The organism is Pseudomonas sp. PAMC 26793 (assembly GCF_000313235.1).
Lineage (GTDB): Bacteria > Pseudomonadota > Gammaproteobacteria > Pseudomonadales > Pseudomonadaceae > Aquipseudomonas > Aquipseudomonas yamanorum.
This window is the reverse complement of sequence record NZ_AMXG01000051.1, coordinates 147,946-161,744: the sequence shown is the minus strand read 5'-3', so window position 1 is coordinate 161,744 and position 13,799 is coordinate 147,946. Positions and strand designations below refer to the sequence as shown.

The 13,799-nt window shown below is 58.5% G+C and carries 10 protein-coding genes; 7 read left to right on the top strand and 3 right to left on the bottom strand.

Annotation, left to right across the window (positions count from 1 at the left end; translation table 11 throughout):
- The first annotated feature begins 3 nt into the window (after positions 1-3).
- The 5 genes from D109_RS0127515 (at position 4) to D109_RS0127495 (ending at position 7,210) form a co-directional block, all read left to right on the top strand.
- Positions 4-339, top strand: a complete 336-nt coding sequence (locus D109_RS0127515; RefSeq protein ID WP_017479733.1) for a hypothetical protein — start codon at positions 4-6, stop codon at positions 337-339.
- Positions 336-1,499, top strand: a complete 1,164-nt coding sequence (locus tag D109_RS0127510) for a hypothetical protein (protein WP_017479732.1) — start codon at positions 336-338, stop codon at positions 1,497-1,499. Before D109_RS0127515 ends, D109_RS0127510 begins: the two co-directional genes overlap by 4 nt.
- 50 nt (positions 1,500-1,549) lie before the next feature.
- Positions 1,550-3,781: a hypothetical protein gene (locus D109_RS0127505; protein ID WP_017479731.1), complete on the top strand. Its 2,232-nt coding sequence runs from the start codon at positions 1,550-1,552 to the stop codon at positions 3,779-3,781.
- Between the two features lie 246 nt (positions 3,782-4,027).
- The gene (locus tag D109_RS0127500) at positions 4,028-5,701 is read left to right on the top strand and encodes a hypothetical protein (protein ID WP_152416417.1); all 1,674 of its coding nucleotides are present in this window, start codon (positions 4,028-4,030) and stop codon (positions 5,699-5,701) included.
- Between the two features lie 30 nt (positions 5,702-5,731).
- Entirely contained in the window at positions 5,732-7,210 is a 1,479-nt protein-coding gene (locus D109_RS0127495) for a hypothetical protein (protein ID WP_017479729.1), read from the top strand.
- A 6-nt stretch (positions 7,211-7,216) separates the two neighbouring features.
- On the opposite strand, the gene D109_RS0127490 is transcribed toward D109_RS0127495, so the two are convergent.
- Positions 7,217-8,122 carry an AraC family transcriptional regulator gene (locus D109_RS0127490; protein ID WP_017479728.1) on the bottom strand — a complete coding sequence of 302 codons (906 nt, stop codon included), beginning with the start codon at positions 8,120-8,122 and terminating at the stop codon, positions 7,217-7,219.
- Positions 8,123-8,220: 98 nt separating this feature from the next.
- Between D109_RS0127490 and D109_RS0127485 the strand changes: the two genes are divergently transcribed.
- Positions 8,221-9,180 carry an oxidoreductase gene (locus D109_RS0127485; protein WP_017479727.1) on the top strand — a complete coding sequence of 320 codons (960 nt, stop codon included), beginning with the start codon at positions 8,221-8,223 and terminating at the stop codon, positions 9,178-9,180.
- A gap of 124 nt (positions 9,181-9,304) precedes the next feature.
- Here D109_RS0127485 and D109_RS0127480 read toward each other — a convergent pair whose 3' ends face one another.
- Positions 9,305-11,593, bottom strand: a complete 2,289-nt coding sequence (locus D109_RS0127480) for an ATP-dependent DNA helicase (RefSeq protein ID WP_017479726.1) — start codon at positions 11,591-11,593, stop codon at positions 9,305-9,307.
- Entirely contained in the window at positions 11,590-13,239 is a 1,650-nt protein-coding gene (locus D109_RS0127475) for a VRR-NUC domain-containing protein (protein WP_017479725.1), read from the bottom strand. The genes D109_RS0127480 and D109_RS0127475 overlap by 4 nt, the downstream gene beginning before the upstream one ends.
- 188 nt (positions 13,240-13,427) lie before the next feature.
- Between D109_RS0127475 and D109_RS0127470 the strand changes: the two genes are divergently transcribed.
- The gene (locus D109_RS0127470; protein ID WP_017479724.1) at positions 13,428-13,652 is read left to right on the top strand and encodes a YgdI/YgdR family lipoprotein; all 225 of its coding nucleotides are present in this window, start codon (positions 13,428-13,430) and stop codon (positions 13,650-13,652) included.
- Positions 13,653-13,799 lie beyond the last annotated feature (147 nt).

Below are 13,799 nucleotides of genomic sequence, written 5' to 3'. Positions count from 1 at the left end.
GCCATGCCTACCAAGAAAGCCAAGACATCCGTGGCTAAACCCAAGTCTCTTGATCAATTGCTTATTCCGGGCATGTCGCCGGGGTTTGCTAACTACGCTGGCGGGATCCCCGTGCGGTTACTGACCCATGGCCTGACCGTGATCGTGTACAAAAACTGGCGTGCGAAGCCTAAGGACAGAATCGAGGTAGTCTTGATGCCGGGCTTGATCGGCCCCAAAGAAAAAACGCCGCTGCAGGGCTTGATCGTCCTGGCCGAAAAAAGCTGCTGCCGGGAGAAGAGGCGGACGACAGCTTCACGTTTGCGATTCCCGACAGTCGCTTGCCCGAAGGAAGCGTGACGCTGGGCTACGTGGTGCATTACGAAGGCGGCCCAGACTCCGATACCTCCAATCCATTGAATGTATTGGTCAAAAGAACCCGCCCCGCAGGCGACGACAACAATCATATTATCCCAGGCCACTCCGAACTCAACTTCAAGCCTAACTACCTCGAAATCCGTGAGTTTCAATCCAGGCTGGTCACGGTCACCATCGATCCCTACCCGGAGATGGATAACGGCGATCTGATCGCGCTGAGGTTCGGCAACTACAATGCTCCGCGCCAGCAGGTCTCGGGTGTCGGCAAACAGACAGTGATAGCAATCAGCCGTGACGGTATTGTTGAGGCCGGTAACGGCAACAACCGGCTGGTGAGCTTTAACGTGGCGGACTTGGTCGGCAATGTTTCCACGCCTCGTTCGCGGAACATTCCGGTGCTGATAGACCTTGATCGCGACACTCTGGCTGCACCTATTTTTAATACCCAGGATGTTGCAGGTTATATCGACCTTGAGCGGCTGAATGGCCAGCCTTTGCATATACAGCTCTACCTGCCCCCCCATCAAGGCCCTGCGGGTCACACCTACCACGTCACCTACCGTGGCTATCCGAAGCTGGGCGGCGTTGTATTGGAAGAAAAATACATTCCCATTGAGTTTGCCGGCAGAGCGGAAGACTTCTTCATCCCCAATGAAAAGGTGCGCGCGTGTGCTGGGGGCAGAGTGGAAATCAGCTACTTGCTGCTCAAGACCGGTTTTCCAACGCGGTATTCGAAATTTGCCACCGCACAGGTGGTGGATGTGATTGTGCGGCTACTGGCACCGTTCTTCCTGAACCACACCAACCATGTGCTCAACCCTATTCCCACGAGTGGCGCTGCCGTGGAGATCCCGTGGTACGCATGGCGCAACCCCACAGACAAAATCGAGCTGATCTTGCGTCACGTGTTGCCGGGCAGTAACCAGGTCACCTTGTATACCGACCGGTTTACCGTCGGCAATGTGCCGGAAGGCATACCGATACGCCGCCTGATTCCCTACAGGGACCTCTTGAGGTTCAACCGCCTCACCCCTGAGCTCTATTACGTCTATGAGCCGGAACAATTTCTGAACGCCACGGCAGACATAAACGAGTCCGAACTCCAGGTAGTCCAGATTGGCCCTCCGGCCGCAGAAGTTTGAACCTGGCTTTTTGACCATCAACAGCACCCTTCGACGGTGGAGGCTCCGCCATGTCTCGTGTACCGGAAATAGATTCTGAGCACCCGCTCGCTGACGAAGAATACGACATGATAGGTCCGGTATTTATCGACGACCTGTACCCACCGCTCAAAGGCTTTGGCGACTATGACGGCGGTATAGGCCTGCGGCATGTCGAACACGACCTGGTGGTGACGCTGGTGCGTCCGGCGGTACTGCCGTTAAACACCCAGATCTACCTCTACTGGAGCGATCCCGTACTGCCCGTGGACTATATCGTCATCCAACCTCAGAACCAGGGAAACCGGTATTTCGATCTGATGGTCCCTAAAGAGCAGGTTCTGGCGGATTGGGCCGAAGTCTACTGCATCATAAGGCGCCCCAGCGGCAACCCCTCTAAAACCAGACCCTTGAAGCTGCGGGTCAAGCGTGACCGCCCTGGAGACCCGGATCCGGACCCGGATACCCCCGGTAATCAAGGCCTGGTGTTTGCCCTGCCCGAAGACCTGGCCGCCGGCAGCCATGTGGATGAGAGGAGAGCCGAACGAGGTGTAGTGCTTAAAGTGGAGCCCTACGAAAACATGGCGGAGGGTGATACCTGTTTGATTGCCTGGGGCTCCCAAATAGTCTCGTACGTCGTTTCACAAAAGGAGGTGATGCGCTCTTTTGACGTCGTCGTCACCGCAGACGTAATCAGGCATGACGACTACGAAGAGACGCTGCCGGTGGCGATGCAAATCATCGATATGGGCGGCAACTACCCTGCCCCCAATACCAACGCCAACTGGTCCGAAATTAGTCGGGTCAACGTCAACCTTGGGGTCTATCGGCCACGAGGGCCCTGGCTGGAGCAGCCGGGGGAGACCGTCGACATGGAAGAACTCGGGGGAGCGGCGCAATTGGTTTATCTGTGGACCGACCCTGATTTTTTTGAGGTGGGTGACACGGTGAGGTTGGAGTGGCAGGGCCGCGACATCCAAAACCTACCCTTCTTTCATACCGAAAGCAGATTCGTCGACCGCATCAATCACTTGATGGAGTTCGAAATCGAGAATGAGTTGCTCAGAGCCATCGCGGGTGGAATCGCGATCATGTATTACGAGATGTACAAGATCGTGACCGATACCTGGTATCCGTCAAGGAAAGTGCGTGTACAGGTTATCGGGCAACAGAGGGACTGGCCGGCCCCCACCATCGACCAGGCACCTGACGGGCAGCTCGCCCCGACCTCTGATGCCACCATGAGATTTAGTGCACAGGATGGTTGGACACCAGGCACGCGAATTCGCGTCGTTTGGGTCGCTCATTCGGTTAACTTTTCTGAAGAAATATTTCTGGAAGCCATTCCAGAAGACCGGCGCTTGAGCTTTACGGTTCCGAGGGAGCAAGTCCAACGCTTTAATACGTTGCCCGTCGAGGTGTACTACGAGCGTATCGATCGCACGCCCCATCACCAGTCGCTGCGCCTGCAGCTTGTGGTGGGAGAGCTTGCAAGAACGTTGCCCGCAGTGATTGTTGAAAAAACTTTCGGCAACAGTCTCGATCCCGCAACTATTGACACCCACGTGACGGTAACTATTCCACTCACAGATAGCATTGAAGGTGACGTCATCACATTAACTTGGGACGGTGATGCCTTGGATACATCAGTTGAGGTGAAAGTCAGTAGAGAGCAAGCAGGAACGGCACTTCTAATCCCAATAGAGCGCCGTTTTGTCGATGGCGATATAGGCAGTTCGGTGCGGATCATATACGACTTGGCCAGGGCCAATGTTCCTCGACGCTTTTCACAAATTTACGTATTAATGATTCAAAGTACTCCTGGTCAAAATGATCATACCACTTTCACCGGAAGCAATTTAAATGGCTGGGCTCGAGGACCTGCACTTAGTGATGATAGAGATATTGCATTCAGGACCTATGATGGAAACACGGTCTTCCACAACTATACCTATCCGCCCGGCAATAAGGCCGGAGTCATTTTAAGTAAAACTTTTAACAATGTAGTGCTAGGGCGTCGTTACGAATTTTCACTGAGCGCTCGAAGATTTGAAGGTTGGTATTTTGCTCCCATCCTTTCACTCAGTACTTCAGAGGGTGTAATTACGTCACAGGTAACTCTTTCAACTCCCTATGAATGGGTCACTGTTCGCGGGGTGTTCACCACCAATAACGTTTCGATCACTCTTAATGTCAATAGTCACTACCCTACCCATGAGGGCAATGATTATGAAGTCGACGATATCCTGGTCCGAGCGCTCTAATGATTACTCGGAATCAGCCGACCATCACGCAACGAAGTCGTATACGTAACTTATAACTTACGCACTTGGCACGCCTCGAAGGGGGCCATCCAGAAAGGAGTCACTGCGATGTCCACAGTTATTACAGACGTACCCCAACCCACAGCTGAATTAGGCAGCCTTGACGTGCCAGGATTATTTCCTGCCAATGCCGGCGATGTGGGCATTGACGGTAGCCTGGGTCTCAGAAATATACAGACGCCCCAAATGGTTTACGTGCAAACGTCCTCCAGGATGGCCAACGGTGATTTGCTCGAATTGTTCAGCAACGACCCGCTGATACCAGTGGCTCATACCTTTGTCCAGCCTGGCGACTTGCAACAGGCTCGGCTACCGCTGCTGCTTCCCTCTGCCAGTATCAGGCCGCTGTTGATTGACCCACTGGTATGCCGGAACAACGTCACCGGCGAGTCGACCCAGGCCCTGCGCCTGCGGGTTGACCTGAACATGCCTGGCGGCCCCGACCCCGACGTCACGACGCCGGGGCACCAGGGATTGGTCTTTAAACTGCCTGCCGACGTGGTGGTTAACGGCGTCAGCAACAAGCGCGCCCGCGAGGGTATCGAGGTCGAAGTGCTGCACTACCCCTTCATTGCCGTCGGGGACCGCGTGGTGCTGTGCTGGGGCGATCAACAAGTGATCTATTCGATCAGTGATAGTGACCTACGGCGCCCCCTCATCCTGGTCGTGCCCTACGAAAAAATCATCGCTGCTGGCGATAGTGATCGGTTGAGCGTGCAGTTTCAGGTGCGTGGACACACCGGAAACTACTCCGACCCTTCTGCACCCTGGTCGGCAGCCAGTGAAGTGAGGGTCTTTGCCCGGGACGACTTCCTGTATGAACCGTTTATCAACGAGGCCGATCCGCAAACCCGGGTGATCGATCTGGCGAAACTCGAGGGAAAATCGGTCACGGCGAATGTCTATGCCGATCCCAACTACTTCTCGCCTAACGACACGCTGGAGTTTTTCTTCCAGGGCACCGATGCCCAGGGAAATATCATCACCTACAACGAAAAAAAACGGGTGGACCAAAGCAATAAATTATTTGAGTTCCCGATAAGCCATGACCTGGTGGCGAAGCTGGTCCAGGGCCACGCCAAGGTGCAATACACCCTTCACAAGTTCGTCGAAGGCCTAACGCTGCACTCGATCGCCGACTACGTAACGGTTCAGGGCGTGGTCGCGCCATGGCCCGCGCCGTACATGAACGAGGTGCAACCCTTCGCCCACGTGCAACCCGTACCTCTGGATGGTTACGCCTACGTGCCTTATCAGGAAAGCTGGAAACCCACCGACCTGATCACCCTGGTCTGGCTGGTACCCGACGCGGAGAGTGCCGTGGAGTACCGTTTCAGCCGCAGTGCCGGTGAACGTCCGGAACACAACGTGCTTGAGTTCCATGTGCCGGGCGCACAAGCCAGGCGCTTTGAAGGGCGCCCTTCGCAGATGTACTACGAAGCCACGGATAGCCGCGCGCCTCCCCGGTTGCTGGGGCAATCCGCGCGCAAAACCCTGCTGGTGGGCGAGCGCTGGGCGCCCATGGCGGCGCCCGTGGTGGAAAGGGTCATCGGCCACCGGCTTGACCCGGATCTGGTGCCAGACGGCGCCTGGGTCACCATTCCCGACCCGCCGCTTGGCCGGGATATTCGCTTGCACTGGTTTGGCCCGGGCACTCGCATCGAAATGCTTGTGCGTGTCAATACTCCAGGTGAGGCACGGGTCAGGGTGCCGGCAAAATTTGTGCTGGATAACCTCAATCACATCGTAAAAGTCTATTGGTTCGTCAACCTGGGCGGAAGACCGCAGCGTTACTCCGGCGTGACGACGGTGCGGATTGCACGCCGAAACACTGCTGGCGATGAGAACCTGTCGAATTGATTGCAGCCCGTTTACCGTGGAGGTTTCACCATGTCTCGTGCGCTCAAAAAAGACGCGGGCGGCTCCCGCGCCGACGATAAACCCGAACTTGTCATCCACAACCTGACGCCGCCGATCCAGGAAGATGAAGCCGCCACTCAATCCAGCGGCGGCCTGGGCCTTCGGCATGTGGAGCATGATGTGAGGCCGACGCTTTACCCAGAGCGCACGTACGCGCTCGGCACCGAGATATTTCTCTATTGGGATGGCCCGGTCCCGGAAGATTACGCGGTCATAAACAGTGGGAACCAGAACGCCCCGAGAATTTCCCTCAGGGTGGACAAACACAACGTTCTGCCAACGTGGGCCTACCCGTATTGCACCGTTCAGGAACCTCGCGAAGGCCCGGTGGAGTCAAATCACCTGAAGGTGCGGATCAAACTGGACCGTCCCGGTGATCGCGATCCAGACCCGGATACCGTTGGCCATCAGGGCTTCGTATTTTTCATGCCCCCGGACTTGCAGGCGGGTGAGGTGGTGAACCGTGACAGGGCACTGCGGGGAATCATTCTTGGTGTCGAGCCTTACCTCAACATGGCGGAGTTCGATACCTGCAACATCTTCTGGGGCTCTAAGCGTTTTTCTCATGTGGTGAGGCCGCAGGATGTGGGTAGAGGTTTTCCAATTATCGTCCCCGTGGAGGTCGTCCTGGGCGCAGGAAGCAGCCCGTTTACCCCGGTAGCAATGCAGGTAGTCGATGCCGTCGGCAATTACCCGGCAGTGAATATGGACCCTGAATCGGACTCTAATTGGTCACCGATCACGTGGGTTAATGTCGACCTCAATGGGTTGGGCGACAAGCCGCAAAAGGTCAAACTGTTCCCTGACCCCGAGGCTGTGCACGGCGAAGCCACTCCATGGCCGGCGCCTCAGGTTCTGGAGGCTGAAGGGAGCCGTCTGGACCCGAACATCGCCAAGGCAACCGTGGTGTTCACTGCGCCCGCTGGGTGGGATGCACCGACGCAGGTGCGCCTGGTATGGGAGGCAGATACAACGATCTACACCGAGGAACACACGCTGGACGAGATCCCGGAAGATCGCACCATCGTGTTGACGGTGGGTGGAGAGCAAGTCAAAACGCTGGCCAACCAGCTCACCGAACTGTATTACGAACGCATCGAGCCCTTGCCCGTTCATGAATCCCTTCGCCTGGAATTGCAGGTGGGCGAGCCCCTCAGTCGTCTCCCCCAGGCACAGGTCGAGCGTGCGCAAGGCGAGCACCAGGTGACAGTCATCGTGCCGTTCACCGAGACCGCCCCCGGCGACACCGTGACCTTGCAATGGATCGCCAGCCAGTCGAGAACCACCGTGCCCACCACACTGGACGCAGACATGGCCGGCCAGGTGCTGCGCATCCCGATATCAGTGGATGACCTTCAAATGGGCGAAATCGTGAAGGTGTATTACAGCCTCGACCGAGACGGACAACTCCCCCGTTACTCGAAGTTGCAGGTGTGGGAAATGGGGTAATACGGTTTATGCAGGTCGCTCGCGATACTCGCGGGGAGAACAGGCCATCACACGCTTGAAAGCATTGCTGAAGGCGCTGTCTGACTGATAACCCAGGGCCTGGCCGATCGTGGACACGCTGTTGTCGCTGGCCTTCAAGGCCTGCACTGCCAGGTGCATGCGCCACCGGGTCAGGTATTCCTGTGGCGCCAACCCCACCCGTTGTTTGAAGTGCAAGGCAAAAGTGGAGCGGGATTGGCTCGCAAGCTCGGCCATTTCGCTCAACGTCCAGCGCCGCTCGGGTGCTGCGTGAATTTCCCGCAGCACCGGCGCCAGCCTTGGGTCGGTCAACGCTCCCAACCAGCCAGTGGTATGCGCGCCCATGGAAGATTGATACAGCCGCAGGATCTGCACCAACATCATTTGCGCCAAATGCTCGGTCATCAGCGCCGCGCCCTGTAACGGACTCGCGTATTCCCTGGCCAGGCGGTCCAGGCACCAGCGCAATACGGCGGCCTGTTCGGAGTTGGCGCTCACCCGCAGCACCGGCGGTAGGCTGTCCAGCAACAGTCGGGCCTCATCCCCGTAGATAAATCGTCCGGCGATCAGGAACAGATCCACCGTGGCCCCCACCGTGGCGATGCCTCCCACCGCATCGGCATACACCTCACGTGCATCGAGCCCTTCAGGGGACAGATTGCTGGACAGCCTCCACGGGCGTGCCTGGGTCAACAGGAAACAATCCCCTTCATACATGCGTATCGGTACTGCCAGCCCTTCCACTTCCAGCCAGCAACTGCCCTCCACCACCGCATTGAACTTGATGCCATCCGGCGCCGCAAAGTTGATGGCCCAGGTGCCTCCAGCCTTAAGGCCGGCGAAGGTCGAGCGATGGCTTTTTAACAGTGCCAGCACATCGGAAAGGGTATCCATAAAAAGCTCCGGACGATCGCGACAGAAACACGGACTCTAGGGCATTCCGCGTCCGGGCTCCAGCGAGAGACCCTAGGCCTCCCATAAGGAGATCTTTCATGGCTGACAAACAAACCCCAATTGGCAGCGGCTTCGATGCCGGCACTACCGCCCAGCAAGCCTTGGCGGGTAGCGATTTGCGAGGCAAGACGGTGATTGTCACCGGTGGCTATTCCGGCATTGGCCTGGAAACGGTGCGCGTGTTGGTCGACGCGGGTGCGCAGGTGATCGTTCCCGCGCGGGATCCTGAAAAGGCCGAACGCAACCTCTCGGGCATCATCGGTGTTGAACACGCCAGCCTGGATTTACTCGACCCGATTTCCATCGACCATTTTGCCGAAAACTTCATCGCCAGCGGCCGGGCATTGAACCTTATCATCAATAGCGCCGGAATCATGGCCACACCCCTGCAACGGGATGCGCGAGGTCTCGAAGCGCAGTTCGCCACCAACCACCTGGGCCACTTCCAGCTAACCGTCCGGTTATGGCCGGCACTGCGTGAGGCTAATGGCGCACGCGTGGTTTCGGTATCGTCCCTCGGCCATCGTCTCAGCCCCGTGCATTTCGATGACCCGCAATTTGAACACCGCCCCTATGACAAGTGGCTCGCCTACGGCCAATCAAAAACCGCCAACGCACTGTTCGCGGTAGCACTGGACCGACGAGGTAAAGCAGAGGGTGTGCGCGCATTTTCCGTGCACCCGGGGGAAATCCTCACCGACTTGATCCGCTATCTGGACAAGGACGACCTGGCATTCGTCGGCGCACTGGATGAGCACGGCAATATCCGCCCCGCCAGTCACTACAAGAGCCCCGAGCAAGGCGCCGCGACGTCGGTGTGGTGCGCTGTCAGCCCGCAACTGGAGGGTATGGGCGGACTCTACTGCGAAGATTGCGATGTGGCCGCTTGGTCGCAGGATGACACCAGCCGTAACGGCGTATGGCCCTGGGCTGTCGACCCGGAGCAGGCCGAACGCTTATGGGCACTGAGTCAACAGCTGTGCAATGCCACGTTGTAGTCCGGGCCCCTGGCGTTCATATTTGGCAGTCATGCACTGCCAATGAGCGACCTGAACCATGCAGCCTCCTGCCAGCTACCGGTGCCAAGGTGCAAACCCAGGACCCGGGCTGGGGCTTCGGTTATCACCCACCAGTTACGGGATGCGGTGTATCCGCCGCAGTGATCGACCACCAGCGCGGCAATAGCTGCCGCACCCGCGCTTCACCAAAGCGGTCATCGATCAGCATCACCACGCCCCGGTCCTGCTGGCTGCGGATTACCCTGCCCGCAGCCTGCACCACTTTCTGAATGCCTGGGTACAAATAGGTGTAGTCGTAGCCAGCACCGAAAATCGCGCCCATTCGCAGTTTGAGCTGCTCATTCACGGGGTTCAGTTGCGCCAGGCCCAGGGTGGCGATAAATGCGCCGATCAGCCGGGTTCCCGGCAGGTCGATGCCTTCGCCGAATGCGCCGCCGAGCACGGCAAAACCGATGCACTGGCTGTGCTGGGTGAACTGCTCGAGAAACCCCTGGCGTTCGACCTCGGCCATGCCCCGGGACTGCTGCCACAGCGGAATGTGCGGATATCGCTCGGCAAGCAATTGCGCCACTTGCTGCAGATAATCGAAGCTGCTGAAGAACGCCAGGTAGTTGCCCGGCTGCTGCGCAAACTGCGCTGCGATCAGCTCGACGATGGGCCTCAGGGACGCCTGTCGATGCACAAACCGGGTGGAGATCCGGTCGACGATATGCACCTGCAACTGCTCGGCCTTGAACGGCGATTCCACATCGACCCAGGCCGTGTCCGGCGGCATTCCCAGCAAATCCGCGTAGTAATGCCGAGGGCTCAAGGTCGCGGAAAACAGCACGCTGCTGCGGGCTGCCGTCAGCCGTGGCCGAATGAATTCGGCAGGCACCACGTTGCGCAGGCACAGGTTCGATGAGCTGCGTTTGCCGCTGTGTTCGCGCTTGCTGATGTCGAAGATGAAGTGTTCGTTGAACAGTTCGGCGACCTTGGCAAACTGCAAGGCCTCGAAGTAGAAGGCTTGCAGCTCGCCATTGAGTGCTTCGGGACGGTCGTTGAAATACTCGCCCATGGCGCTGGTGCACAGGCTCAGGGCGTGCAGCAGTTTGTCGGGTTTCTGGGCATAAGCCTGATACGGCGCCACTTGCTCCTTGTGCAGGGTGTTCCACTCACGGTTCAGGCGTTGGAGGGGCTTTTTCAGCGGCTCGGGCGCGATCTCCCGCAGGGTCTTGAGGGTGTATTGGTCGAGGGCTGCGCTGTACATCGAACGACCTCGGTCCACCAGGTTATGGGCCTCGTCCACCAGCACTGCGACCCGCCACTGGTTGAGCTGCGCCAAGCCGAACAGCATGGCGCCGAAGTCGAAGTAGTAGTTGTAGTCGGCGACCACCACATCGCTCCAGCGCGCCATTTCCTGGCTCAGGTAATAGGGGCAGACGTCATGGGCCAGCGCGACTTCCCGCAGGTTGCGCTGGTCCAGCAGTCGCACGCGGGATGCGGCTTCACGGGCAGCCGGCAAGCGGTCGTAAAAACCCTTGGCCAGTGGGCACGAGTCGCCGTGACAGGCTTTGTCGAGATGCTCGCAGGCCTTGTCCCGGGCTACCAGCTCCAGTACCCGCAGCGGCAAATCCGGGCTGCTGTCATACAGCACTTGCGCGGCGTCCAGTGCCAATTTTCGGCCCGGGGTCTTGGCCGTAAGGAAGAACACCTTGTCCAGTTGCTGGGGCGCCAGGGCCTTGAGCATCGGGAAGATAGTGCCGACGGTCTTGCCGATACCGGTGGGCGCCTGGGCCATCAGGCAGCGACCGGTGCTGACAGCCTTGTAGACCGTTTCCGCGAGTGACCGCTGGCCGGGGCGAAACGCTGCATGGGGAAAGCCCAGGGCCGTTGCTGCGGCGTTGCGGGCTTCGCGCTGGTGCATTTCCTGTTCGGCCCAGCCGAGGAACAGCGCGCATTGCTGATGGAAGAATGCCTGCAGGTCGTCCGCCTGAAAGCGTTGGCTGAGCAGCGTTTCGTGCTCACCCACAATGTCGAAGTACACCAGCGCCAGGACAATCTCCGACAACCCAAGTTTCTGGCACATCAACCAACCGTAGACCTTGACCTGGGCCCAGTGCAGTTGCCGGTGGTTGGCCGGCTGCTTGTCGAGGTCGCCGCGATAGGTTTTCACCTCTTCCAGCTGGTTGCGGTCCGGGTCGTAGCCATCCGCCCTGCCCCGGACTTTCAACTGCTGGTATTCACCCTGAAGCGCAACCTCATTCTGGTAGTGCGCACTGCGCCGCGAAGCCACGGTGCGGTGGCCGACAATCCCTTCCTGGGCACTGGGAGACGGGGTAAAACGCAGGTCGAGGTCGCCGACCTTGGCGGTGAATTCACACAACGCACGCACCGCGACGCTGTAGCTCAAGCGGCCTGCTCCGCCCAGCGCACATAACACACGGTCACCGGCATCTGGTGTTCGCCGCAGAATTCCAGCCAGCGCAGCTGGTTGTCTTGCAGGCGATCGCCGGGGCCTTTGACTTCGATCATGCGGTAGGTTCTTTCCTCAGGCCAGAACTGGATCAGGTCAGGCATGCCGGCGCGGTTGGCGCGGATATCCAGCAGCAGGCGCTCGAACCAGTGACGCAGGTGCGCGGCGGGCAGGCAGTCGAGGGCCTGGTCGAGCAGTTCTTCGCTGAGTACGTTCCAGAACACGAAGGGTGACTGAATGCCCCATTTGTCGACGTAACGCTGGCGAATGGTGTGCTTGTAGCGCTCATCGTCCAGTTGGCCCAGGCACTCGGCGAACAGCTCGGCACGCCGCTGATGAAAATCTTCGCTGTGCAGGTCCACGGGGCCGCGCTGGAACGGGTGGAAAAACGACCCCGGCAAGGGCGCAAAAATCGCCGGCCAGCACAGCAGGCCAAACAACGAATTGATCAGCGTGTTCTCGACGTAATGCACCGGCGCGCCGTGGTCGCTCAAGTGGGCCTGCACGCAATACTCCACCGACATCAACGGGTCCGGTGCCGGCAGCTCAAGGTCCAGGCGCACGATATCCCGGGGTTTTACCTTGGGCATCGCCGGCTCGCCGAGTTTACGCCGCAGCCTGGGGATCACACGCAACAGGTGCTGCTGCTCGGCAGCGCTTTCCGGGGCCTGCTGCGCCTCACGGGCCAGCCGCATCGCCTGGGCAAAGTCCTCCTGGCGCTCCAGCACCCGGATCAGCCGAGCCCGTGCGCCGGGGTATGTGCAACTGCGGTAGATCGCCTCCGCCAGGGCCAACTCGGCGCTGCGCTCACAATACTGGCCGACTTGAAACAGCAGCTTGGCCCGACGCTTTTCCAGCCAGGGGTTGTCAGTGTGCAGGGTGGCGATTTGTTCCAGCACCTTATCCAGTGCCTCACCCGCTTCAAAGGCCTGTTGACACTGGTGCAGGAACAGAAAGCCGTGCACGTCGTCACGGCTGCGCAAGCCACGGGATTCGGCGCAGAACTCGACCTTTTCGTAAGTAAAAATCCCCAGGTCCGCCAGCACAAACTCCGACCAGTCCTGATAGAGATTGCCGAAGAACATCAGCCGCAAACGGTCGCACAGGTCCATCACCGTCAGGCTGTAGAGCTGATCGGCCAGGTCCGGACACCAATGCTGAAAGCAGCGCGACTCGCAAAACTGCGTCGACAGGCCCTCCAGCCAGTCTGCCTTTTTGGCCTTGGGTTGCTCAATCCAGGGTTTGAACGCCGCCAGAATTTCCGCCTTCTGCAACAGCCCGAACAGTTCGTCAAACGACAACAGGCACTGATCCGTCACCCAGCCCTGTTCCAGCAAAGGCACGACCGCCGCGTGCACGGCGCCGATCTCGACATAGTTGAGTTTACCCGCCCTGAAATGCGCGCCCTTGCGCATCACCATGCGTACCAGTAACGCCTGGGAAGCCTGGGGCAAGCTGTCAAATTGCTGAATGAAATGCTCTTCGTCCGGGGCCAGTAAATCGGCATAACGCTGCCCCAGCCAATTGAGCACCTGGCGGAAGTTATGCAGGTAATAGAGCGGGTCTTCAAGGAGATTGGACATATCAGGCACGGGATCAAACACTGGTTATGCATACAGAGTGCCGTCCCTGAGGGGTTGTTGCAATCGGTAATAGATCAAAGGCACACGCAACTTTTTGCGTAATAATGATCAGATGGCTGTCAGCCACATAAAATTTGTTCCCCCCGACCGCTCAGGCGCGGGGTTTTCGAAGGATCAGGGTAAGGGTTATGAGCATGAAGAATTTGGGTCTGGCGGTGAGTATGGTCACGTTGCTGGTATTGGCCGGTTGCTCCACGCAAACCGTGGTGACGTTACAGAACGGCACCCAGTATTTGACCAAAGACGTGCCGAACGCGAAGACCGCTGATGGTTTCTACGAGTTCACCGACATCGCCGGCAAGCATATTCGCGTCAAGGCCGATGACGTCGCGACCGTGATGAAGGAGAAATAAAAAGTGGGAGCCAATTGGCTCCCGATCGGCGATCGTTCCCACGTTCCATGTGGGAATCATCCCGTGACGCTCCGCGTCACCACTGCACAAGACGTGAGCCGTGGGTTGGCAGTTGGACGCAGAGCGTGGGAACGATCAATCTGGGGC